The 21,177-nt window shown below is 69.1% G+C and carries 27 protein-coding genes; 5 read left to right on the forward strand and 22 right to left on the reverse strand.

Annotation, left to right across the window (positions count from 1 at the left end):
- Positions 1-25: 25 nt before the first annotated feature.
- The 3 genes from pyrH to rpsB form a co-directional block, all read right to left on the reverse strand.
- A complete protein-coding gene (gene pyrH / locus ACI2K6_RS02005; RefSeq protein WP_114589348.1) occupies positions 26-745 on the reverse strand; it encodes a UMP kinase in 720 nt (239 codons plus the stop codon).
- An 87-nt stretch (positions 746-832) separates the two neighbouring features.
- Positions 833-1,660 carry a translation elongation factor Ts gene (gene tsf / locus ACI2K6_RS02010; protein ID WP_023950948.1) on the reverse strand — a complete coding sequence of 276 codons (828 nt, stop codon included), beginning with the start codon at positions 1,658-1,660 and terminating at the stop codon, positions 833-835.
- Between the two features lie 105 nt (positions 1,661-1,765).
- Complete coding sequence (gene rpsB / locus ACI2K6_RS02015) at positions 1,766-2,662, reverse strand: 30S ribosomal protein S2 (RefSeq protein ID WP_274177814.1); 897 nt, start codon at positions 2,660-2,662, stop codon at positions 1,766-1,768.
- 277 nt (positions 2,663-2,939) lie between these two features.
- Here rpsB and ACI2K6_RS02020 point away from each other — a divergent pair, with 277 nt between their 5' ends.
- Positions 2,940-3,443: a murein hydrolase activator EnvC family protein gene (locus tag ACI2K6_RS02020; protein ID WP_404567918.1), complete on the forward strand. Its 504-nt coding sequence runs from the start codon at positions 2,940-2,942 to the stop codon at positions 3,441-3,443.
- A 3-nt stretch (positions 3,444-3,446) separates the two neighbouring features.
- On the opposite strand, the gene ACI2K6_RS02025 is transcribed toward ACI2K6_RS02020, so the two are convergent.
- From ACI2K6_RS02025 to ACI2K6_RS02070, 10 genes are all read right to left on the reverse strand, one after another.
- Positions 3,447-4,025: a DUF3060 domain-containing protein gene (locus tag ACI2K6_RS02025; protein WP_404567920.1), complete on the reverse strand. Its 579-nt coding sequence runs from the start codon at positions 4,023-4,025 to the stop codon at positions 3,447-3,449.
- 68 nt (positions 4,026-4,093) lie between these two features.
- Complete coding sequence (locus ACI2K6_RS02030) at positions 4,094-5,005, reverse strand: tyrosine recombinase XerC (RefSeq protein WP_274177811.1); 912 nt, start codon at positions 5,003-5,005, stop codon at positions 4,094-4,096.
- A 58-nt stretch (positions 5,006-5,063) separates the two neighbouring features.
- Positions 5,064-6,245 (reverse strand): DNA-processing protein DprA, encoded by a 1,182-nt coding sequence (gene dprA / locus ACI2K6_RS02035; RefSeq protein ID WP_274177810.1) that lies wholly within the window; start codon positions 6,243-6,245, stop codon positions 5,064-5,066.
- The gene (locus tag ACI2K6_RS02040) at positions 6,242-7,789 is read right to left on the reverse strand and encodes a YifB family Mg chelatase-like AAA ATPase (RefSeq protein WP_274177809.1); all 1,548 of its coding nucleotides are present in this window, start codon (positions 7,787-7,789) and stop codon (positions 6,242-6,244) included. The genes dprA and ACI2K6_RS02040 overlap by 4 nt, the downstream gene beginning before the upstream one ends.
- On the reverse strand, positions 7,786-8,148 hold the full coding sequence (locus ACI2K6_RS02045) for a YraN family protein (protein ID WP_269266407.1): 363 nt from the start codon (positions 8,146-8,148) through the stop codon (positions 7,786-7,788). The genes ACI2K6_RS02040 and ACI2K6_RS02045 overlap by 4 nt, the downstream gene beginning before the upstream one ends.
- Before the next feature lie 90 nt (positions 8,149-8,238).
- Positions 8,239-8,562: a DUF2469 family protein gene (locus tag ACI2K6_RS02050; RefSeq protein WP_023950963.1), complete on the reverse strand. Its 324-nt coding sequence runs from the start codon at positions 8,560-8,562 to the stop codon at positions 8,239-8,241.
- Between the two features lie 63 nt (positions 8,563-8,625).
- The gene (locus ACI2K6_RS02055) at positions 8,626-9,285 is read right to left on the reverse strand and encodes a ribonuclease HII (RefSeq protein WP_112614496.1); all 660 of its coding nucleotides are present in this window, start codon (positions 9,283-9,285) and stop codon (positions 8,626-8,628) included.
- Positions 9,282-10,025: a signal peptidase I gene (gene lepB, locus ACI2K6_RS02060; RefSeq protein ID WP_114589341.1), complete on the reverse strand. Its 744-nt coding sequence runs from the start codon at positions 10,023-10,025 to the stop codon at positions 9,282-9,284. Before lepB ends, ACI2K6_RS02055 begins: the two co-directional genes overlap by 4 nt.
- 141 nt (positions 10,026-10,166) lie before the next feature.
- Entirely contained in the window at positions 10,167-10,514 is a 348-nt protein-coding gene (rplS, locus tag ACI2K6_RS02065) for a 50S ribosomal protein L19 (RefSeq protein ID WP_023950969.1), read from the reverse strand.
- A 155-nt stretch (positions 10,515-10,669) separates the two neighbouring features.
- A complete protein-coding gene (locus ACI2K6_RS02070; RefSeq protein WP_114589340.1) occupies positions 10,670-11,164 on the reverse strand; it encodes an MFS transporter permease in 495 nt (164 codons plus the stop codon).
- A 52-nt stretch (positions 11,165-11,216) separates the two neighbouring features.
- Here ACI2K6_RS02070 and map point away from each other — a divergent pair, with 52 nt between their 5' ends.
- On the forward strand, positions 11,217-11,999 hold the full coding sequence (gene map, locus ACI2K6_RS02075) for a type I methionyl aminopeptidase (protein WP_112614490.1): 783 nt from the start codon (positions 11,217-11,219) through the stop codon (positions 11,997-11,999).
- Positions 12,000-12,037: 38 nt separating this feature from the next.
- Here the strand turns inward: map and trmD are convergent, their stop codons facing one another.
- Genes trmD through rpsP form a run of 4 tightly spaced genes read right to left on the reverse strand, consistent with a single transcriptional unit; the run spans position 12,038 to position 14,020 of the window.
- On the reverse strand, positions 12,038-12,739 hold the full coding sequence (trmD, locus tag ACI2K6_RS02080; protein ID WP_274177808.1) for a tRNA (guanosine(37)-N1)-methyltransferase TrmD: 702 nt from the start codon (positions 12,737-12,739) through the stop codon (positions 12,038-12,040).
- A 1-nt stretch (position 12,740) separates the two neighbouring features.
- Entirely contained in the window at positions 12,741-13,358 is a 618-nt protein-coding gene (rimM, locus tag ACI2K6_RS02085) for a ribosome maturation factor RimM (RefSeq protein WP_274177807.1), read from the reverse strand.
- Position 13,359: 1 nt separating this feature from the next.
- A complete protein-coding gene (locus ACI2K6_RS02090) occupies positions 13,360-13,590 on the reverse strand; it encodes an RNA-binding protein (RefSeq protein ID WP_023950977.1) in 231 nt (76 codons plus the stop codon).
- Positions 13,591-13,594: 4 nt separating this feature from the next.
- A complete protein-coding gene (rpsP, locus tag ACI2K6_RS02095; protein WP_269266413.1) occupies positions 13,595-14,020 on the reverse strand; it encodes a 30S ribosomal protein S16 in 426 nt (141 codons plus the stop codon).
- Positions 14,021-14,203: 183 nt separating this feature from the next.
- On the opposite strand from rpsP, the gene ACI2K6_RS02100 reads away from it, so the two are divergent.
- Positions 14,204-15,373, forward strand: a complete 1,170-nt coding sequence (locus ACI2K6_RS02100) for a glutamate--cysteine ligase (RefSeq protein ID WP_404567926.1) — start codon at positions 14,204-14,206, stop codon at positions 15,371-15,373.
- 29 nt (positions 15,374-15,402) lie between these two features.
- Here the strand turns inward: ACI2K6_RS02100 and ffh are convergent, their stop codons facing one another.
- Positions 15,403-16,956: a signal recognition particle protein gene (gene ffh, locus ACI2K6_RS02105; protein WP_094261654.1), complete on the reverse strand. Its 1,554-nt coding sequence runs from the start codon at positions 16,954-16,956 to the stop codon at positions 15,403-15,405.
- Positions 16,957-16,989: 33 nt separating this feature from the next.
- Positions 16,990-17,556 carry a TetR/AcrR family transcriptional regulator gene (locus ACI2K6_RS02110; protein WP_404567927.1) on the reverse strand — a complete coding sequence of 189 codons (567 nt, stop codon included), beginning with the start codon at positions 17,554-17,556 and terminating at the stop codon, positions 16,990-16,992.
- 57 nt (positions 17,557-17,613) lie between these two features.
- Here ACI2K6_RS02110 and lipB point away from each other — a divergent pair, with 57 nt between their 5' ends.
- Positions 17,614-18,252 carry a lipoyl(octanoyl) transferase LipB gene (lipB, locus tag ACI2K6_RS02115; protein WP_114589334.1) on the forward strand — a complete coding sequence of 213 codons (639 nt, stop codon included), beginning with the start codon at positions 17,614-17,616 and terminating at the stop codon, positions 18,250-18,252.
- Positions 18,249-19,271, forward strand: a complete 1,023-nt coding sequence (gene lipA / locus ACI2K6_RS02120) for a lipoyl synthase (protein ID WP_404567930.1) — start codon at positions 18,249-18,251, stop codon at positions 19,269-19,271. The genes lipB and lipA overlap by 4 nt, the downstream gene beginning before the upstream one ends.
- A 26-nt stretch (positions 19,272-19,297) precedes the next feature.
- On the opposite strand, the gene ACI2K6_RS02125 is transcribed toward lipA, so the two are convergent.
- Genes ACI2K6_RS02125 through ftsY form a run of 3 tightly spaced genes read right to left on the reverse strand, consistent with a single transcriptional unit; the run spans position 19,298 to position 21,176 of the window.
- Positions 19,298-19,741 carry an MSMEG_6728 family protein gene (locus ACI2K6_RS02125; RefSeq protein WP_112614476.1) on the reverse strand — a complete coding sequence of 148 codons (444 nt, stop codon included), beginning with the start codon at positions 19,739-19,741 and terminating at the stop codon, positions 19,298-19,300.
- 1 nt (position 19,742) lies between these two features.
- A complete protein-coding gene (locus tag ACI2K6_RS02130) occupies positions 19,743-20,243 on the reverse strand; it encodes a DUF2004 domain-containing protein (RefSeq protein ID WP_023950989.1) in 501 nt (166 codons plus the stop codon).
- Between the two features lie 60 nt (positions 20,244-20,303).
- A complete protein-coding gene (gene ftsY, locus ACI2K6_RS02135; RefSeq protein ID WP_404567932.1) occupies positions 20,304-21,176 on the reverse strand; it encodes a signal recognition particle-docking protein FtsY in 873 nt (290 codons plus the stop codon).
- Between the last annotated feature and the right edge of the window lies 1 nt (position 21,177).

Genomic DNA, 21,177 nt, shown 5'->3' on the forward strand with positions numbered 1-21,177 from the left:
AGTCTAGTCTGCAGGCGGGCGGGGCTCAGACGGTGACGAGCGTGCCGATGCGCTCGCCCAGCAGTGCGCGCGTGACGTTCCCCGCCGGCTCCATGCCGAAGACGCGCATGTCGATGCCATTGTCCATGCACAGGCTGAATGCGGTGGAGTCCACGACCTTGAGCCCCTGTTGCAGCGCCTCGCCGTAGGTGATCTGCTCGATCCTCTCCGCCGTGGGGTCCTTCTTCGGGTCGGCCGTGTAGACCGCGTCGACACCGTTCTTGGCCACCAGGACCTCATCGGCCTTGATCTCGAGGGCGCGCTGCGCCGCCACCGTGTCGGTGGAGAAGTAGGGCAGACCGGCGCCGGCGCCGAAGATGACGACGCGACCCTTCTCCATGTGGCGCTCCGCGCGACGGGGAATGTACGGCTCAGCGACCTGCGTCATCGAGATGGCCGACTGCACGCGCGTTGCGGCGCCGGCCTGCTCAAGGAAGTCCTGCAATGCGAGGGCGTTCATCACGGTGCCGAGCATGCCCATGTAGTCGGCGCGACCGCGGTCCATCCCGCGCTGGCTCAGCTCTGCGCCTCGGAAGAAGTTCCCGCCGCCGACGACGATGGCGACCTCCACCCGGTCGGCGGCCTCAGCGATCTCGCGGGCGATCTGCCCGACGACATCCGGGTTCACGCCCAGCTGGCCGCCACCGAATGCCTCGCCCGACAGCTTCAGCAGGACGCGACGGCGCCCGGTCTTCTCATCGTTCATCGTGTCCCTCTCATCGCTGTGTTGCAGAGTATCGCCCGGATGGGCATGGAAAAGGCCCGCATCCGAAGATGCGGGCCTTTAGGGCTGTTACGCGCCGACCTTGAACCGAGCGAAGTCGGTGATGGTGATGCCGGCGTCCTTCGCGACCTGCGCGACGGACAGCTTGTTGTCCTTCGCGTAGTCCTGGTCGAGGAGGGCGACCTGCTTGAAGAACGCACCCACGCGGCCCTCGACGATCTTGGGAAGGGCGGCCTCGGGCTTGCCCTCGTTGCGGGAGATCTCGGTGACGATCTCGCGCTCCTTCTCGACGTCGGCCTCGGGAACGTCCTCGCGCGACAGGTAGCTGGGGTTCGCGAACGAGATGTGCTGCGCGATCGAGCGGGCGGTCTCCGCGTCCGAGCCCGAGTACGCCACGACGACGCCGATCTGCGGGGGCAGGTCCTTGCTCGTCTTGTGCAGGTAGATCTCGAACGCGTCGCCGGTCAGCGTGCGCACGCGACGCAGCTCGACCTTCTCGCCGATGATGGCGGCCTCATCGTTGATGAGCTGCTCGATCGTCTGGCCCGACGCGTCTGCGGCGAGGGCGGCCTCGACCGAGTCGGCGGATGCCGCGGCGGCCGCGTCTGCGACCTTGTCGGCCAGAGCGATGAAACGGTCGTTCTTCGCGACGAAGTCGGTCTCGCATGCGAGCTCGACGAGGGTGACCTTCCCGTCCTGCTCACGCGCGACGACGAGGCCCTCGCTCGTGGAGCGGTCGGCACGCTTCGCGTTGCCCTTCGCCCCCTTGAGACGGAGGATCTCGACGGCCTTCTCGACGTCGCCGTCGGCCTCTTCGAGGGCCTTCTTGGTGTCGACCATTCCGGTGCCGAGCTGCTCGCGCAGAGCCTTGATGTCGGCGATGGTGAAGTTTGCCATGAGTGGCGGCTCCTTCTGTCTGTGTGAAATCTCGTGGATGCCGATCGGCGCGGCCGGGCTCAGCCGCGGCCGCGCCGATCGTAGCGGGTCAGGAAGACGCGCTGATTACTTCTCGGTGGCCTCGGTGGCGACGGCCTCGGCCTGCGCCTCGGCACCGGCCTCGTCGGCGGGCGTCTCCGTCGCGGCGACCTCAGCGTCAGCGCCCTCGACCGGGGCGTTCTCGGCGGCAGCGGTCTCTGCAGGAGCGCTCTCGAGCAGCTCGCGCTCCCAGTCGGCGAGGGGCTCGGCCTCGGCCGACTCGTCGGACGGCTGGTGGCGCTGGATGAGGCCCTCGGCAGCAGCGTCGGCGACGATGCGCGTGAGCAGGCTCACCGAACGGATCGCGTCGTCGTTACCGGGGATCGGGTACTGGAACTCGTCGGGGTCGGCGTTCGTGTCGAGGATGCCGATCACGGGGATGCCGAGCTTCTTGGCCTCATCGATCGCGAGGTGCTCGCGCTTGGCGTCGACGACCCAGATGGCCGACGGGGTCTTCTGCAGGTTGCGGATACCGCCGAGCGACTTGTGCAGCTTGTCGAGCTCGCGTTTCTTGAGCAGCAGCTCCTTCTTCGTGAAGCCGCTGGCCGCGGGGTTCTCGAAGTCGAGCTCCTCGAGCTCCTTCATGCGGGCGAGGCGCTTCGAGACCGTCTGGAAGTTGGTCAGCAGACCACCGAGCCAGCGCTGGTTCACGTAGGGCTGACCCACGCGGGTCGCCTGCTCGGCGATGACCTCCTGCGCCTGCTTCTTGGTGCCGACGAAGAGGATGGTGCCGCCGTGCGCAACCGTCTCCTTGACGTACTCGTAGGCACGGTCGATGTACGACAGCGACTGCTGCAGGTCGATGATGTGGATGCCCGAGCGCTCGGTGAGGATGAAGCGCTTGACTTTCGGGTTCCAGCGGCGGGTCTGGTGCCCGAAGTGGACGCCGCTGTCGAGCAGCTGGCGAATGGTGACGACGGCCATGGCCGTTCTCCTTCTGTTTCGGTTGATTCGCCGGGCCGACGGCCCGGTACTCCTGGCGCCCGACACACTTCCGCTCGCCGCCGGAGCGGGAGACCTGGGGAAGATGCGCCACGATCGGGAACCGATCGCTCAGGGCACGCGTAGTCACCTCGACGAGCGAGGTGCGGTGATCAGTGTAGCAGTGAGCCGCTCCTCCCCGACGCTGCGTGCGAACGGGTTGCTCACGTGTCGCGGCCGACGTCGCTGCGGCGAACGAACAGGTCTCGAGACTCGACTCGTGACCCGTTCCCCGGCCGCCCTGCTCGCAGCAGCGCTCCTCATAGTGAGCACGTTTCTTCCCGACGCCGTCGCGCCAGGTGATGAGCCGCGTCCTTCACCCGGCTGGACCATGCCGCTGCGCGGAGCCGCCGTCGCGCGAGCCTTCGAAGCTCCGGCACATGAGTACGCTCCCGGGCATCGAGGGGTTGACCTCGCCAACGGGGGCGAGGGCGAGGTCGTCGCGCCGGCGAACGGTGTCATCGCGTTCGCGGGGCCCGTCGCCGGCCGCCCCGTCGTGACGATCGACCACGGCGACGGGGTGGTGACCAGTCTCGAGCCGGTCGACACGGGCCTGCAGACGGGGACGGCGGTCGGCCGAGGGGAGCCGGTGGGAACCGTGGCGCCCGGCGGCCATACCGGCGACGGCACGATCCACTTCGGAGTGCGGCGCAACGGTGAGTACATCAACCCGCTCCTGATGATGGGTGGCCTCACCAGGCCGATCCTGTTGCCGTGCTGCTGAGCGTCAGTCGTTCCCGATCGTGTTGCGGTCACCGCTCTGGGTGACCGCTCCCAGGCGATCCGCGTCGACGTGGTTGTCGTTGCCCGATACCGATACGGTGCCGACCTCGTCGGCGTCGACGGAGTTGCGGTCTCCTGCGATGGTGAGGGCGCCGACCCTGACGGCATCCACATCGGCGGATTGCCCCGTGATCTCGAGCGAGTCGACCGAGCCGAGGTCGATCTCGATGCGATCACCACTCGCGAGGACGTTTCCGACGCGCGCTCGCTCGAGGTCGACGTCGAGCGAAGCACCCTCGATGCGGACCACGTCGCACTCGCCGGCGAAAACGAGGTCGAGGTCGGTCCCGCGGATCGCGACGACGCCGTCGATGCACGCGGGGTCGTTCGGCCCCGGCACCGCCGGAACCGTCGCGTCGGATGATGCTTCCGGCGTCGCGGCGGGCGAGACCGAGGGAGCCGCCGAGGTCTGCGGCGCCGTAGGCCGGACGATCCGGTCGGGCTCGTTCGACGCCACCGGCGCGCATGAAGCGAGCATCCCGACGAGCACGGTCGCGCCGATCGCTGCAGCAACTCTTCTCATGCGTGCCCCCTCTTCGTGCTCCTCCGTGCGCTCTCCCAACGCTACGACGGCGGAGGGCCAGCGCACCATCATGCGCGCGGATGCGCTTGTCGATAGGCGGCGGCGAGCCGTTCCCCCGAGACGTGCGTGTAGATCTGCGTCGTGCCGAGGCTCGCGTGCCCGAGGATCTCCTGAACGGCCCGCAGGTCGGCACCGCCATCCAGCAGATGGGTCGCGGCGGAATGCCGCAGAGTGTGCGGCCCGACGGCATCCACCCCGAGTGCGGGGCCGAGCTTCTCCGAGACCGTCGCGTATACGGCGCGCGCCGTCAGCCGACCACCGCGCGACCCGAGGAACACTGCACGCGCGGCTTCTGCTCGGCCTGCGGCGCGCGCCGCGAGCACCGGACGCCCGCGGACCAGGTAAGCCTGCACGGCGTCGAATGCCGGACCGCCTACGGGAACGACCCGGTCCTTATCGCCCTTGCCCATGACACGTGCCGTGCGGCGTTCGCTGTCGATGTCGTCGAGGTCCAGTCCGCATAGTTCGGACACGCGGATGCCGGTCGCGTACAGCGCTTCGAGGATCGCGTGGTCGCGGAGGAGAACCGGATCTCCGTCGGCCGCCCGCGCCCGCAGATCGTCGAGGACGGATGCCACCGTCTGAGCGGTCGCGACTTTGGGCAGGGTCCGCGCCCGCTTCGGTGACGCCAGGCGGAGGGCGGGGTCGCTGGCGATCGCGCCGCGCTCGGTCGCCCACGCGAAGAAGCCCCGGGCGGTCGCGGTACGGCGAGCGAGGGTGGACCGCGCCTCGCCCCGCTCACTCGCGCGCCAGACCCAATCGCGGAGCACCTCGATGTCCACCTCTTCGAGCTCGATGTCGCCCGACGCCGCAGCCAGATCGGCGAGGTCATTGCGGTAGGCGCGGACGGTGTTCTCAGAGAGCCTGCGGACGCGCAGCAGGTGGTCTGCGTACGCGTCCGCCGCCTCCGAGATGAGCATGCAGCCAGCATGACCGATCCGCAGGCACCGCCGGGCCAGGCTCGCGGGACGCCAGCCGTCAACTGCCCGCTCGACGCCACCCGCGTTCGTCGGACACGACTCGACCATCGAGCTCCAGGAGTCCCAGCCAGGCGCTCACTTCCTCGCCGGCCACGCCGGAGCGCCGAGCGATCTCTGCGACATCCCGGGGCGCTCGTGTGCTCAGCGCGTCGAGCACCCTCGTCGCATCGTCCGTACGGCCGTCGCTGTCGAGAGCCGCGGGAGGCCCGGGCTCCTTCGACCACCCGAGCAACTCCCGGACGTCGTCCGCGCTCGTGATGCACCGACCGTCGTACTCGCGGAGGATCCGGTGGCATCCTGCCGACGCCGCAGAGGTGACCGGCCCCGGTACCGCACCGAGGGCCCGCCCGAGCGCCGCTGCGTGGCCCGCGGTGTTCAACGAACCCGACCGCCACCCCGCCTCGACCACCACGGTGGCATCGGAGAGCGCGGCGATGACCCGATTGCGCTGCAGAAAACGCCACTTTGTCGGCGCCGTGCCGCACGGCACCTCGCTCACGACCACACCACGGCGCGACACCTCCGTCAGCAGGCCGGCATGGCCCGACGGGTACGCCTTATCGACGCCCCCCGCGAGCACGGCGATCGTGCTGCCGCCGACCGCGAGGCAGGCTCGATGCGCCGCAGCGTCGATCCCGACGGCGGCCCCGGACACGATCGTCACCCCCGCGACGCCCAGTTCTCCCGCGATCTCCCCCGCGACCTGCACACCGTACGCGGTCGCCGCGCGCGCTCCGACGAGCGCAACCGCCGCAGCTGGCGCCGCGAGAGCGTCTGCCCGTCCTCTGGCCCACAGCGCGACCGGGGCATGGATGCCGAGTTCCTCGACCCTCTCCGGCCAGGCGGGATCACCCGGCACGATGAGCCGTACCCCGACCCGCTTCGCCCGCTCGATCGCGTAGGAGTGGTCGTCCTGCCGCGGACGCCACCGGGCACAGGCGCGGCGCCAGTCCCGCACCTCGAGGCCGAGCTCCGCCGGGGGTGTGTCGTCTCGCAGCGCGCACTCGAGGGCGCGGAACGCCCCCAGCCGCTGTATTGCGAGCCCGGCGATGCCGTCTCCGGGCTCGGCCAGCACCGACCATCGGGCTCGCCCCCAGCGCTCGCGACCGCTCTCGGGATCCACGAGGCCGTCCGCGGGCACGAGCCCCGCCAACGCACTGCGCACCTCGTCGTCGCTCACTGCTGGAGCCCCTTCTTCAGGAACAGCGCGCGCCCGACGTCACCCGCGGTCAGCCGCTCGCGACCCGCGAGGTCGGCCACCGACCATGCCACCCGCAACACCCGGTCGTAGCCACGCAGGGTGAGCGCTCCGCGCTGGAGAGCCGCGTCGAGCGGAGCACGAACGCGCGGTTCGGGAGCGAGCGGTCCATCCCGCAGCCACGCGCCCGAGACAGCGGCGTTCGATCGCCACGGGGTCTCCGCCAATCGCAGAGCGGCACGCGACCGCGCGGCCGCGACCTGCTCGCGCGCGGTCGCCGTCGTCGTCTGCGCAGGACCGCGCGCCGTCAGGTCGGCGAGCGACACCCGCGAAAGCGAGAGCTCGATGTCGATGCGGTCCAGCAGCGGGCCCGAGAGCCGGCCGAGATAGCGGCGGATCGCGAGGGATGGGCACGAGCAATTGCCGCCACGGACGCCGTATTGTCCGCACGGGCAGGGGTTCGTGGCCAGCACCAGCTGGAACCTCGCCGGCAGAGTTGCCCGGAATCCCGCCCGGTGGATGTCGATCGACCCCGCCTCGAGTGGCTGACGAAGAGAGTCCAGCGCGTGGGCGCTGTACTCACCGGCCTCGTCGAGAAACAGGACGCCCCCGCTCGCCCGAGCGATCGCCCCCGGTCGCAGCGACCTGCTGCCACCGCCCACCAGCGCCGCGACGCTCACGCTGTGATGCGGCGCCTCGAACGGAGGAACTCTGCTCAGGCTGTCGACGACGGTGCCCGACAGCGAGCGAATCGATGCGACTTGCAGCGCGGTCTCGTCGTCGAGCGGGGGCAGGATCCCCGGCAGGCGACGTGCAAGCATGGTCTTCCCGGCACCGGGCGGACCGCTCATGAGCAGATGGTGGCCGCCGGCCGCCGCGACGACGAGCGCATCGATCGCCTCCTCCTGCCCTCGGATGTCCGAGAGATCGTCGACAGGCAGCCCGTCGCCGTCATGCTCTCCATCATCGGCGGGAACCGGCACCTCGGGTACCGCCTCGTCATCACTGTCGATCTCGAGCCCGTGCCAGCGCGCGACGCCCGCGAGGGTGCGGCATCCGACGACGCGGACCCCGTCGACGAGAGCGGCTTCTGCTCGGCAGGCCTCGGGGACGATGACCGTCCGCTTCCCCGCGCGCGCTGCGGCGATGACTGCGGGGAGAACTCCCGGTACCGGCCGCAGCCGCCCGTCGAGGCCCAGCTCGCCGATGTGGACGGTGTCGGCGAGCGACGTCGGGTCCATCGGGAGCTCCGTCGCGAGCGCCGCGACGGCGATGGCGACATCGAAGCCAGCTCCCTGCTTCGGAAGGCTCGCCGGTGAGAGATTGACCGTCACACGACGTCGTGACAGCGGCAGCCCGCTGTTCTGACAGGCGTTGTGCACCCGCTGCTGTGCCTCGGCGAGGGCTCGGTCGGCGAGTCCGACGATGCGGAACGCGGGCGTCTGGTTCGACAGGTCGGCCTCGACTTCCACGAGGTCACCGGCGAGCCCGGTGAGTGAGACCGCCCAGGTACGCCCGAGGCTCACCGCAGGTCCTCGACGTGCTCGAGCACCGCCGTATCGACGTCGTCGCCCGTGATACCGATGACGTCGAGACGGATCCGGCGACCGCGCACCTCCCCCGGGTGCGCGGCGATCCAGGCGCAGGCGAGCCGCCACAACCGGTCCTTCTTGCGTTCGTCCACCGCCTCGAACGGATGCCCGTACGCCGCGGTCCGCCGGGTCTTGACCTCGACGATGACGAGTTCGTCGCGCGATACGGCGACGATGTCGATCTCGCCCTGCCGATCGCGCCAGTTTCGATCCAGGATGTCGTACCCGAGGCGGGTCAGGTGCCGCGCGGCCCGCTCTTCACCGGCGCGGCCCCGGTCGTCTTTCGCTGCCATATGAGCACTCTCGCGCGGCGGCCGACGGCCCCGGGGTCACGGCTGCGCGGCCGTGCAGAACCGGCTCGACGACGGTCCTGGGGAGGAGCGTCAGCTGTCGAGCGAGAGCTCGTCGGGGAGCTCGAAGTCGCGGCGCTGGAGCTCCTCGACGTTGACGTCCTTGAACGTCAGTACACGCACGGACTTCACGAAACGGTCGGCGCGATAGATGTCCCAGACCCACACGTCGTTCATCGTCAGCTCGAAGTAGAAGTCGTGCTCGGTGTCGCGCCGAACGACGTTGACGTCGTTCGCGAGGTAGAAGCGACGCTCGGTCTCGATCACGTACTGGAACTGCGACACGACGTCGCGGTACTCCTTGTAGAGCGCCAACTCCAGCTCGCGGTCATAGTCTTCGAAGACTTCGTCATCCATGGTGCTTCCATCCTAGGCGGCGGCAGCACGGCGTTCTCGTCCCCGCGACCCCGCCCACCGAAGTCAGAACAGCGTCGGCGCGTCGGCGATCGCCCAGGACGCCCGGTGATGCCGTGACAGCCCGTGCTCCCGGATCGCGGCCCGGTGGAGCGCGCTGGCGTAACCCTTGTTCCGTGCCCACTCGTACATCGGCGTCTCGTCGTGCAGCTCGGTCATGTGGGCATCGCGCGCCACCTTCGCGATGACCGACGCCGCCGCGGCACTGGCGCAGTCACGGTCCGCCTTGATGATCGTCCGCACCGTCATGCCCGGTCCGGCCATCGGACTGACATAGTCGTGATTGCCGTCCAGGATGACGACGGTCTCAGCAGCGAAGGGATCCGCGACGCCGAGACCCTGGATCGCGCGAACAGCGGCCAGGCCGAGCGCCCGCATGATCCCCATCTCGTCGATCTCACCCGGCGTGGCCGACCCCACCGCCGAGGCCACGACCCAGTCGGCTGCTCGCAGCGCCAGCTCTGGTCGGCGAAGCTCGGTCACGAGCTTCGAGTCACGAAGCCCCTCGGGAACGCGACGACGCGCGCAGCGTGCGTCGAGCACGGCGGCACCGACCGACACCGGGCCCGCCAACGCGCCCCGCCCGACCTCGTCGAGAGCGATGACGAACTCGTACTCGCGCAGCAGCCGCCGTTCGACGGTCAGCCGGGGCGCGACGACGGTCATCGTCCTTCGGGCGCGGGGACCCCCGCGAAGACGTCGTGGTGGAAGTCGATGAGGCCGAAGCGGTCGAGGGGCCAGGTGATGAGGAAAGCTCGTCCCACGACGTTGTCGAGCGGGACGAAGCCCTGCGAGGGCTGGTCGCGGTTGTAGCGCGAGTCCCGCGAGTGATCACGGTTGTCGCCGAGCACCCAGAGCGAGTTCTCGGGCACCGTCACGTCGAACGGAACCTCTTGCGGGGCCGACTGGCCGTCCGCGAGCGAGACGTACGAGGATTCGTCGATGGGAACGTCGTTCACCGTGATCTGGCCGACGGCGTTGCAGCACACGACATGGTCACCCGGCATCCCGATGATCCGCTTGATGAGGTGGTCCTTGCTGTCGGGAGCCGACAGTCCGACGACGGAGAGCACCCAGTCCATGCCCTCGACGAGCGGCGGACGGGCCTGCTCGACGGTGGGAGGCAGCCACCCTCCGGGATCGCGGAAGACGACGACGTCACCCCGCGCGTAGCCGCCGAACCGGGGCGTGAGCTGGTCGACGAGGATCCGGTCGTCCTTCAGCAGCGTCCGTTCCATGGATCCGGATGGGATGTAGAACGAACGGACGAGGAAAGTCTTGACCAGAAACGACACCGCGAGAGCGATGGCGACGATCACGAGGATGTCGCGAAGAAGCAGGCCGAGGCGACGTGATCGTGAACGCGCGGGCTTCGGCGCCTGCGCGGCAAGGTCATCGGTGGTCATTCATCGCCTCTCATCCGACTCGCCCGCCGGGGAGCCCTACCCAGGGTCGCACATTCCGCGACCATCGCCGGTCACCGCGCAGCGGAGACGACGGATGCCCCGAGCCTGAGCCCGGGGCATCCAGAGAATGCGTCGCTGCGATCAGCGGTCGCGCTTCTCCTTGATCTTCGCCTTCTTGCCGCGCAGGTTGCGCAGGTAGTACAGCTTCGCGCGACGGACGTCACCGCGCGTGACGACCTCGATGTGGTCGATCACGGGGCTGTGGACGGGGAACGTACGCTCGACGCCGACCTGGAAGCTGATCTTCCGGACGGTGAAGGTCTCGCGCACGCCGTCGCCCGAGCGGCCGATGACGACGCCCTGGAAGACCTGGATACGCGAGCGGTTGCCCTCGGTGATGTTGACGTGCACCTTGACGGTGTCGCCGGGGGCGAATGCGGGGATGTCGCTGCGCAGCGATGCTGCGTCGACGGAGTCGAGGATCTGCATGATCTGTTCTTCCTGCGACCGCCTCAGGTCGACCACGAGAGAGTTGAATAAGGATGCGGTGCCCCGGGCGCCCGCCGGGCGCCGCTCCCCTGAGGCAGAGATCTATCAGGGCACAAGCGTTCATTCTGCCATGCCGGGCCCTGCTGACCAAAACGTCAGCCGTCGCTGCGCCGGACCTCTTCGATGATCACGACCTTCTCGTCGGCACGTCGTTCGGACGTCGGTCGCATCGCTTCACGCAGGTACGCCGGATCCGTGGCGACGGAGAACAGCGAGACGGGCCGCGCTTCCCGGAAGAGCTGCCAGAGCGACACCCAGAAGACGGCGAGGAACGCCGCGACCGCGGCGAAGAGCAGCGGCCAGAAGGCGCCCTCGGGGTAGAACCCGATGACGATGATGAGCGCGTGCCACACCGTGAACACGAGGACGTCCCACCACGACAGCATCCGCGAGTGCCGAACGGTGCCGCGTGCCCGCACCAGCAGTGTCGTCACGAGCTGACCGATCAGCACCGCCGGGACCGCGATGAACAGGACCCAAAGGAACACCCAGCCGCTCGCACCCGAGATCGCCCAGCCCACGACGAGCCACAGCGGCAGCGCCAGGGCCGCGGGAAGGAGCCAATGGAAGAGCGCGCGTCGCAGCCACATGCTCCCGATGCTACGCCGGTCCGGCAGGATAGAAGCTGAAGAGAGGATCACGATGATCGAGCTGCGCACCCCTGCCGAGATCGAAGCGATGCGTCCCGCGGGACGCTTCGTGGCCGAGACGCTGGCGACCCTTCGAGACGAGACGAAGGTCGGCACGAACCTCCTCGCGATCGATCGGCGCGCGCACGAGCTCATCCGCCGCGCCGGCGCTGAATCCTGCTACATCGACTACCACCCGTCGTTCGGAGCCAGCCCGTTCGGCAAAGTGATCTGCACGTCGATCAACGACGCGGTCCTGCACGGGCTCCCCCACGACTACGCCTTGCGCGACGGCGATCTCGTCACGCTCGACTTCGCGGTCTCGGTCGACGGCTGGGTGGCCGACTCGGCCGTGTCGTTCGTCGTGGGAACGCCGCGAGACGAAGATCTCGCCCTCATCGACACCACCGAGCGCGCTCTCGATGCAGCAATCGGAGCCGCCGTGGTCGGCAACAAGATCGGCGACATCTCGCACGCCGTCGCGACGGTCGCCCGGGCCGACGGGCTGTCGATCAACACCGACTTCGGCGGCCACGGCGTCGGCCGGGAGATGCACGGCGACCCGCACGTCCCCAACGACGGCAAGCCCGGCCGCGGCTACCCGCTGCGCGCCGGCCTCGTGGTCGCGCTCGAGCCCTGGTTCCTGCAGAGCACCGACAAGCTGGTCACGGATGCCGACGGATGGACCCTCCGCAGCGCCGACGGGTCCCGCGGTGCGCACTCCGAGCACACCGTGGCCATCACTGCGGACGGTCCGGTCATCCTCACCGACCGGTCGTTCCTCGGCGTCGACTGACGTGTGCCCTGGGCCGGTCCGTCGTCGCGGCGGCCGGCTCAGGCCTCGAGGTCTCGGGGCAACAGGTCCGGACGGCGCTCGCGCGTCCGCTCGACCCGCTGAGCGTGCCGCCACTCCGCGACGCGGCCGTGGTGCCCGCTGAGCAGGACGGCCGGCACCTCGTGGCCACGCCAGGATGCGGGCTTGGTGTAGGAGGGGTACTCGAGCAGCCCGTCTTCGTGCGACTCCTCGACGAGGCTCTCGGGGTTGCCGACCACACCGGGAATGAGGCGGCCGATCGCTTCGATCATCGCCATCGAGGCGACCTCTCCCCCGTTGAGGACGTAGTCGCCGAGGCTCATGAGCCGGACGTCGCCGAGCGTCGCCGCGTATGCGAAGACGCGCTCGTCGATCCCCTCGTAGCGGCCACAGCCGAAGACGAGGTGCGACGCTTCGCTCAGCTCGCGAGCGGTGCCCTGCGAGAACCGCTCGCCGGCAGGCGAAGGAAAGATGAACGTCGGCCGGTCGCCCGCGTCCGCGACGATCGCATCCAGCGCGAGCCCCCACGGCTCGGGCTTCATCACCATGCCGGCACCGCCGCCGTACGGGGTGTCGTCGACGGTGCGGTGCCGATCGGTGGTGTAGTCCCGCAGATCGTGGACGCGGACATCGAGGAGGCCGGCGCCTCGCGCCTTGCCGAGAAGCGAGACCTCGAGGACGTCGAAGAACGCGGGGAAGATCGTGACGACGTCGACGCGCACGTCAGTCCTCGGAGGAGGCGCTGTCGCCGTCTTCCACGGAACCAGCTTCCGCGGGGTCGTCGGACTCATCAGCGGGCAGGTCTTCGAACAGTCCCGCCGGCGGAGTCACGATGACACGACCCCCTGCGACATCCACCTCGGGCACGATCGCCTTGACGAACGGCACGAGGATCTCGGTGTCGTCGCCGTCGCGCTGGACGATGAGGAGGTCCTGCGCGGGGAGATGATCGACTCGTGCGATGCGTCCGACCCGCTCGCCGTCACGCACGACGTCGAGGCCGACGAGCTGGTGATCGAACCAGGCGTCGTCCTCGGCCGTGGCGTCGCCGTCCTGGTCGACCCAGAGGATGGCCTTGACGAGGCTCTCGGCGGCATCGCGGTCGTTGACGTCCTCGAGGAAGAGGACGGGGTGCGAGTTCATCCACCGGAACTCGCGGACGGTCACGGACTTGCCGTGCCAGGGAGACGCCTCGGGGACCTGCAACGTGAACGTCGCGCCCGGCACGAAGCGGCCGTCGGGATCATCGGTGTAGAGCTCGAGCTTGAGTGCGCCCTTGAGGCCGTGCGCCTTGACGAGGCGCCCGACGCGCAGCTGAGTGCGAGCGGGGTCGGCGGCCATGTCAGTCGTCCGCGACGTCGACGCGAACGCGCGTGCCGTCGGCAAGCGCGGAGATCAGCGCGCGCAGCGCCTTGGCGGTGCGTCCGCCGCGCCCGATCACCCGTCCCCGGTCGTCGGGGTGCACGCGCACCTCGAGGACCTCGCCGCGGGGCGACGAGGAGGAACGGATGACGACGTCGTCGGGGTGATCGACGATCCCCTTGACGACGTGCTCGAGCGCGGCGGACAGCAACGGATTACTCCGCGTCGGTCGCGTCGGCGGCGGGAGCCTCGTCGGCGGGAGCCTCAGCGGCGGGCTCCTCGGCCTTCTTGGCGGCCTGCGGCTTGATGACCGACTTCTTCGACGCGTCTGCGACGAACTCGCCCTTGGCCTCGGCCGTGCGAACGGTCGAGACGGCGTTCTTGTCGCCCTTGAACTTGCCCCAGTCGCCCGTGAGCTTCAGCAGCGCGGTGACCTGCTCGGTCGGCTGAGCGCCGACCGACAGCCAGTACTGGGCGCGCTCGGAGTCGACCTTGATGATCGAGGGCTCCTCGGTCGGGTGGTACTGACCGATCTCCTCGATCACGCGGCCGTCCCGCTTGGTGCGCGAGTCGGCGACGACGATGCGGTAGTAGGGCGCGCGGATCTTACCGAGGCGCTTGAGACGGATCTTGACAGCCACAATTCTCCTGAGTGGTGTGATGTGAAGTGAACGTCGCCTGGAGCGTGGGGTGCACACCCGGCGGGAGCTCTGAGGGTGGACCTTCCCGCCGGATAGAGGGTCGAGCGAGCGGTCCAACCGTCTATTTTGCCAGATGATGACGGTCGTCGCGAACCGCACCGCACCGCGTGTCAGACTGAGCCCATGACGGTCCCCTTCGCCACGTCTGCCCGCTCCTCCGTGGGGCTCGAGTGGGAGTTGATGCTCGCCGACCGCGACACCGGGGATCTCGCGCCCCGAGCGCCGGAGGTACTCGCCGAAGTCGAGGAATCCTCCGCGCTCGAGCGCTACACGATCACGGGCGAGCTGCTGACGAACACCATCGAGGTCACCAGCGGTGTCGGCGACACCGTCGCCGCGGCGGTCGACGACATCGACGACGCGATCCAGCGGGTGCGCGAGTTCGCCGCACCGCGCGGTCTCGAGATGCTCTGCGCCGGCAGCCACCCCTTCGCCCGGTGGTACGAGCAGCAGATCACCGACAAGACCCGCTATCACAAGCTCATCGAACGCACCCAGTGGTGGGGCAGGAACATGATGATCTGGGGCATCCACATCCATGTGGGTGTCGAGGACGTGAACAAGGTGTTCCCGCTCATCAACGCGCTGTCGCTCTACCTCCCCCACCTGCAAGCCCTGTCGGCGTCGAGCCCGTTCTGGGCCGGCGACCGCACCGGGTACGCATCCAATCGCGCCCTCGTCTTCCAGCAGCTGCCCACCGCCGGCCTGCCCTGGAGTTTCACGCAGTGGAGCGACTTCGAGCACTACCTCGACGGCATGGTCCGCACGGGCGTCATGGAGGACGCGTCGGAGGTGCGCTGGGACATCCGCCCCGCGCCGAAGTGGGGAACGATCGAGATCCGCGCCTGCGACGGGATGTCGACGCTTCCCGAGCTCGCGGCCGTGGCATCCCTCGTCCAGGTGCTCACCGAGCACCTCTCGCGACAGCTCGACGAGGGGCGCGAGCTCCCGACGATCCCCCCGTGGTTCGTGCGGGAGAACAAGTGGCGCGCCGCCCGGTACGGGCTGGACGCGCGTCTGATCGTCGACGCCGATGGCACGCAGCGACACGTCGCCGATCACCTCCGCGACACGATGGCCGAGCTCGAGCCGATCGCCGAGGAGCTGCACTGCGCACGCGAGTTCCGCGGGCTGAACACGATCCTCGATCAAGGGGCGAGCTACCTCCGGCAGACACGCGTCGCGGATGCGGCCGACGGCGACCTGCGCGAGGTCGTCCAGCACCTGATCCGCGAGTTCCGCGACGGCCCCACGCTGCGCCAGCACCTGGCGCAGCCGGACGTCGGCCGCTGATTCAGGGCGGCTGACCCAGGGCGGCTGACTCAGCCCTTGCCGAAGAGCTTCTGGATCTCGGCGAGGTCGGCCTCGCTCGGCTGAGCCTGACCGCCGGCTCCGAGACCGAAGCCCGAACCGGTCGGCGCCGTCGCGGTCGCGAGGCCGGCGTTCTCTGCGGCCCGCTTCGCCGGGTTGCCCGAACGCGAACCGCCCTTGTTCTTGGCCTGCTTGCCGCGCTTGCTCGAGGCGCCGGGCTTGCCGCCCATCGGCCCCATGCCGGGGATGTTGGGAACGCCACCGCGAGCGACCGTCTTCATCATCTTCGCCGCCTGCTCGAAGCGCTGCACGAGCTGGTTGACATCGGTCACCGTCATCCCCGAACCGCGGGCGATGCGCAGGCGGCGCGAGCCGTTGAGGACCTTCGGGTTGCGACGCTCGGCCGGCGTCATCGACCGGATGATCGCCTCGGTGCGGTCGATCTCGCGCTCGTCGAACTGCTCGAGCTGCTGCTTCATCTGCCCCATGCCCGGCAGCATGCCGAGCATCTTCTTCATCGAGCCCATCTTCTTCATCTGCTGAAGCTGGTCGAGGAAGTCCTCGAGCGTGAACTGCTCCTTCGCGAGCTTCTCGGCGACCGCGAGGGCCTCCTGCTCGTCGAACGCCTGCTGTGCCTGCTCGATCAGAGTGAGGATGTCGCCGAGGTCGAGGATGCGGCTGGCCATGCGGTCCGGGTGGAAGGGCTCGAGGTCGTCGAGGCCCTCACCCGTGGACGCGAAGATGATCGGCCGCTGGGTGACCGAGGCGACCGAGAGCGCAGCACCACCGCGTGCGTCGCCGTCGAGCTTGGAGAGGACGACACCGGTGAAGTCGACGCCTTCCTGGAACGCCTTCGCGGTGTTGACCGCGTCCTGACCGATCATCGCATCGATGACGAAGAGCACCTCGTCGGGATCGGTGGCCTTGCGGATCGAGGCGGCCTGCTTCATGAGCTCCGCATCGACGCCGAGGCGTCCCGCGGTGTCGATGATGACGACATCGTGCTGCTGGCGGCGTGCGTGCTCGACACCGTCACGCGCGACTCGCACGGGGTCGCCGACTCCGTTGCCGGGCTCGGGCGCGTAGATGGCGGCGCCGGCACGCTCGGCCACGACCTGGAGCTGGTTCACGGCGTTCGGCCGCTGGAGGTCGCACGCGACGAGAAGGGGGGTGTGGCCGTCCTTCTCGAGCTGCTTCGCAAGCTTGCCGGCGAACGTGGTCTTACCCGAGCCCTGGAGGCCCGCGAGCATGATGACGGTGGGCGGGTTCTTCGCGAACTGCAGTCGCCGCTGCTCGCCGCCGAGGATGCCCACGAGCTCCTCGTTGACGATCTGAACCACCTGCTGCGCAGGGTTCAGCGCACGGTTCACCTCATCGCCGAGCGCGCGCTCACGCACCTTGGCGGTGAACTCCTTGACCACCGCGAGGGCGACGTCGGCGTCGAGAAGCGCGCGGCGGATCTCACGGACGGTCTGGTCGACGTCAGCCGCCGAGAGCTTTCCCTTGGTGCGGAGATTCCGGAAGGTCTCGGTAAGACGGTCGGAGAGCGTGCCGAAAGTTGCCATGATCCCTCGATTCTATGCGAGCAGCTGACCCGGTCAGCGCCCCCGGACGATCGCGATCGCTCGGACCATCTCGTGCGCCAGATCCGTCCGACCCGCTCCCCCGCGCGCCCAGGAGCGGACGGCTCCGAGCACAGCACCGCCCCAGGCGGCACCGAGGATGTCGGCTTCGAGCCGTTCCGTCCCCGACCCGTGCAGGGCCGCGGCGACGGCTCTAGCGATGCGAGCGGCCCGCAGTGCGGCATCTCGCGCGAGCTCGTCGGACAGCCCCATCGCGACATCGTTCACGATCGCGAGCGCCAACGCATCGGGGGCGAAGCCGCGGGCGAGCTCCGCCACCGCGGACGCGACGTCGTCGACGCCGCCGGCGCGCCGCAGACCGAGCTCGAGCACGCTGATCCGCTCGTCGAGTCCGGCCCACAGGACGGCCGACTTCGACGAGAAGTAGTTGAAGAAGCTCGAACGGCTGACACCGGCGCGTCGGGTGATGTCGGCGACCGTCGTCGCCTCATAACCGCGCTCGAGGAAGAGCTCGCAGGCGGCCTCCGCGAGGGTCTCGCGGGACGATACGCGAGGCCGGCCGGCGCGGGTGGAGGACGTCACCAGGACAGCCTAGGCGTGTCGTATTGTTGGACGCGGTCCAGTAATCGAGGAGGAACCGTGCTCGATGTCCGCGTCGTGGGGCTCGCCCCCGCCGTCGTCCCCTACGCAGAAGGCTGGGAGCTGCAGCGCCGTGTCCACGACGCGGTCGTCGCCGGTGGCCCCGACACGCTGCTCCTGCTCGAGCACGAGCCGGTGTTCACCGCGGGAGCGCGAACCGAGCCCGGCGAGCGACCGACAGACGGCACCGCCGTCGTCGACGTCGACCGCGGTGGGAAGATCACCTGGCACGGGCCGGGCCAGCTGGTGGGGTATCCGATTCTGGCTCTGCCGGAGCCGGTGGACGTGGTCTCGCACGTGCGGCGGCTCGAGCGGATGCTCATCGACGTCGTCGCCGACCTAGGCGTCGCGGCCCGTCAGGTGACGGGCCGAAGCGGCGTCTGGGTGAGTCAGGACGGCCGAGACGCGAAGATCGCGGCCATCGGTGTGCGGGTTCAGCGCGGCGTGACGATGCACGGCTTCGCCCTCAACTGCGACAACGACCTCGCCCCGTTCGAGCAGATCATCCCGTGCGGCATCGCCGATGCCGGCGTCGCTTCCCTCTCGACGGTGCTGGGCAGAAGCGTCTCCCCCGCGGATGTGGTGGACACCGTCGCGTGTCGGTTCCGCGCCGAGTTCGAGACGGCGGCCGCAGCATGAGCGGCGGCTGCGCCGTGCCCGCCGCTCCCGCCGCGGGTGGTCCGGAAGGGCGCAAGCTCCTGCGCTTGGAAGTGCGCAACGCGCAGACACCGATCGAGCGCAAGCCGGAGTGGATCAAGACGAAGGCGCGGATGGGCGAGGAGTATCGCGCTCTGCATGATCTGGTCAAAGGAGAGGGACTCCACACGGTCTGCCAGGAAGCGGGATGCCCGAACATCTACGAATGCTGGGAGGACCGGGAGGCGACCTTCCTCATCGGCGGCTCGCAGTGCACACGTCGGTGCGACTTCTGCCAGATCGACACGGGCAAGCCGGCCGAATACGACACCGACGAGCCGCGCCGCGTCGCCGAGAGCGTCAGCCGGATGCAGCTGCGCTACGCGACGGTCACCGGGGTGGCGCGCGACGACCTCGCCGATGGCGGAGCCTGGCTCCACGCGGAGACGGTGCGACGGATCCACGCGGAGAACCCGGGCACGGGCGTGGAGATTCTCGCGACGGACTTCAACGGCGACGCGGCGCAGCTCGACGAGGTGTTCGCGTCACGACCCGAGGTCTTCGCACACAACGTGGAGACGGTCCCCCGCATCTTCAAGCGGATCCGGCCAGCCTTCCGTTACGAGCGCTCCTTGGGCGTGATCACGCGCGCCCGTGACGCGGGACTCATCACCAAGTCGAACCTCATCCTCGGGATGGGCGAGACGCCCGAGGAGGTCGCCCAGGCCCTCCAGGACCTCCATGACGCGGGCACCGACATCATCACGATCACGCAGTACCTGCGTCCCACGCCTCGTCACCTGCCGGTCGACCGCTGGGTCAAGCCGGAGGAGTTCGTCGGCTTCCGTGAGGAAGCGGAACGCATCGGCTTCCTCGGCGTGCTCGCCGGACCGCTCGTGCGGTCGTCCTATCGGGCCGGGCGCCTGTGGGCGCAGTCCATGACTGCCAAGGGCCGGGAGATCCCGCCCCATCTCGCGCACCTCGCCGACTCGGCCCAGTCCGGATTCGCGCAGGCCGTCTGACGGCGTGCCGGCCCGGCCGCGAGGTCTCAGGACGCGGTCGGGTCCGGCGGCCAGACATACGGCAGGTCGTCGGGAACGTCACCGAAGCGCGGCCGGTAGAACGCGGCATCCTTGCGCACGAGGTTCGAGCGGTGAGACAGGTGGAACGCCTCATCGCCCAGCCACGGCGGCATCTCGAGTTCGCTCTCGGGCATCCCGTCGACATCGGGCGCGAACTGCAACAGCTGCGGCCGGACCGTGTCCGGGCGACCGGCGGCGATCCACGCGTCCGTCATCGCGAGGCCGTACGCCGTGAGAGCGGGCAGATAGCCGCGCCACATCTTGGCGGCCGGATGGTTCCGCCATCCGTATCCCGGGACCGTGTTGGCCCGGAGCAGCTGCAGCGTCTCCACGCGCTGCTTGCCGAGCCGCGCCGTGTCGAGGGCCGCCGCCGACTGGGCGAACGAGGGATACGGCAGAAAGGTCTGCACGTCAGTCGGCGCTGGTGACCGACTGGATGCTGCCGTCGCTCGTGAGATTCACCAGGAGCACCTCTTCGGTGGAATCGGGGTCGAGCGCGTACTCGAGCACCGCGAATGGGTCCGATCCCCCGTGCTCATCGGCCAGGATCGTCATGCTGATCAGCTGCAGCGACCGGATGACGTCCATGTGGACGTCGCCCGAGATGTCCACGAGGTACGACTCGATGTCCTCTCCGAGCTCCTCCTGCTGCTGGAGGATGAACTCCGTCACCTCGCTGGTGCGGTCGTTCAGCTCGGAGACCATCGCGTTGCGAGCGGAGAGATCGATCGATTCGATCGCCGAGATCATGGCGGCGGCGACATCCAGCGCGGCAGCCGAGACGTCGTCCTGATCCGGAGCCGTCAGATCGACGGTGACCGTCTGATCGCCGATCTCGACGTGATCCGACCAGAAGATCGATCCGTCCGGCCCCGACTCGAGGAGTCCGAAGTAGTCGTGCTCGATCGCCATGTGTTTATGAAACCAGCCGTGAGGGTGCGGGGGAAGTGGTGATGCGGCGCGGCGCGCGACTCAGTCGACGAGCGCCGACGCGAAGACGTGCGGGGTGAAGCCCGTGAGGTCGTTGATTCCCTCGCCCTGGCCGAGAAGTTTCACGGGGATGCCGGTGCGCTCCTGCACGGCGAGGACGAATCCGCCACGTGCGGAGCCGTCGAGCTTCGTCAGGACCAGGCCGGTCACTCCCGCGTGCTCGAGGAACGCCTCGGCCTGCATCACGCCGTTCTGCCCGGTCGTCGCGTCGAGAACGAGCAGCACCTCGCTGATCGGCGCCTGCTTCTCTATGACGCGCCGGATCTTGGTGAGCTCGTCCATCAGCCCACCCTTGGTGTGCAGGCGGCCGGCCGTGTCGACGAGCACGATCTCCGTGCCGGTCCGCTTGGCGTAGTCGATCGTCTGGAACGCAACCGAGGCCGGGTCCTGGCCTTCCTGTTGCGGACGGACGATCTGCGCGCCTCCGCGCTCGGCCCACGTCGCGAGCTGGTCGACCGCGGCCGCACGGAAGGTGTCGGCGGCTCCGACGACGACCGACCGGCCGTAACGGTGAAGGAACTTCGCGAACTTGCCGATCGTCGTGGTCTTCCCCACGCCGTTCACCCCGACGACCAGGACGACGGCGGGACGCTCCGTCAGACGCAGGGTCGAGTCGAACGCGGCGAACCGCTCCTCCAGGGTCTCCTTGAGCATGCGCTGGAGGTCGCGGGGGTCGGTCGTGCGGTACCGCTCCACCTTGTCGCGCAGGTCATCGACGAGACGCTCCGTGATGTCGGGCCCGAAGTCGGCGGTCAGCAGCGCCGTCTCGAGATCGTCCCACGTGTTCTCGTCGATGGTCGGCTTGACGAAGAGCCCGCGCAGCGCGCGCGAGAGCGACCAGGGATTGTCGGCCATA

Source organism: Microbacterium sp. NPDC006705 (genome assembly GCF_044903545.1).
Lineage (GTDB): Bacteria > Actinomycetota > Actinomycetes > Actinomycetales > Microbacteriaceae > Microbacterium > Microbacterium plantarum.

Coding starts and splice junctions, on each gene's coding strand:
- pyrH (WP_114589348.1), bottom strand. CDS start 745: ATGAACGATGAGAAGACCGGGCGCCGTCGCGTCCTGCTGAAGCTGTCG.
- tsf (WP_023950948.1), bottom strand. CDS start 1,660: ATGGCAAACTTCACCATCGCCGACATCAAGGCTCTGCGCGAGCAGCTC.
- rpsB (WP_274177814.1), bottom strand. CDS start 2,662: ATGGCCGTCGTCACCATTCGCCAGCTGCTCGACAGCGGCGTCCACTTC.
- ACI2K6_RS02025 (WP_404567920.1), bottom strand. CDS start 4,025: ATGAGAAGAGTTGCTGCAGCGATCGGCGCGACCGTGCTCGTCGGGATG.
- ACI2K6_RS02030 (WP_274177811.1), bottom strand. CDS start 5,005: ATGCTCATCTCGGAGGCGGCGGACGCGTACGCAGACCACCTGCTGCGC.
- ACI2K6_RS02045 (WP_269266407.1), bottom strand. CDS start 8,148: ATGGCAGCGAAAGACGACCGGGGCCGCGCCGGTGAAGAGCGGGCCGCG.
- ACI2K6_RS02050 (WP_023950963.1), bottom strand. CDS start 8,562: ATGGATGACGAAGTCTTCGAAGACTATGACCGCGAGCTGGAGTTGGCG.
- ACI2K6_RS02055 (WP_112614496.1), bottom strand. CDS start 9,285: ATGACCGTCGTCGCGCCCCGGCTGACCGTCGAACGGCGGCTGCTGCGC.
- lepB (WP_114589341.1), bottom strand. CDS start 10,025: ATGACCACCGATGACCTTGCCGCGCAGGCGCCGAAGCCCGCGCGTTCA.
- rplS (WP_023950969.1), bottom strand. CDS start 10,514: ATGCAGATCCTCGACTCCGTCGACGCAGCATCGCTGCGCAGCGACATC.
- ACI2K6_RS02070 (WP_114589340.1), bottom strand. CDS start 11,164: ATGTGGCTGCGACGCGCGCTCTTCCATTGGCTCCTTCCCGCGGCCCTG.
- map (WP_112614490.1), top strand. CDS start 11,217: ATGATCGAGCTGCGCACCCCTGCCGAGATCGAAGCGATGCGTCCCGCG.
- rimM (WP_274177807.1), bottom strand. CDS start 13,358: ATGGCCGCCGACCCCGCTCGCACTCAGCTGCGCGTCGGGCGCCTCGTC.
- ACI2K6_RS02100 (WP_404567926.1), top strand. CDS start 14,204: ATGACGGTCCCCTTCGCCACGTCTGCCCGCTCCTCCGTGGGGCTCGAG.
- ffh (WP_094261654.1), bottom strand. CDS start 16,956: ATGGCAACTTTCGGCACGCTCTCCGACCGTCTTACCGAGACCTTCCGG.
- lipA (WP_404567930.1), top strand. CDS start 18,249: ATGAGCGGCGGCTGCGCCGTGCCCGCCGCTCCCGCCGCGGGTGGTCCG.
- ACI2K6_RS02130 (WP_023950989.1), bottom strand. CDS start 20,243: ATGGCGATCGAGCACGACTACTTCGGACTCCTCGAGTCGGGGCCGGAC.
- ftsY (WP_404567932.1), bottom strand. CDS start 21,176: ATGGCCGACAATCCCTGGTCGCTCTCGCGCGCGCTGCGCGGGCTCTTC.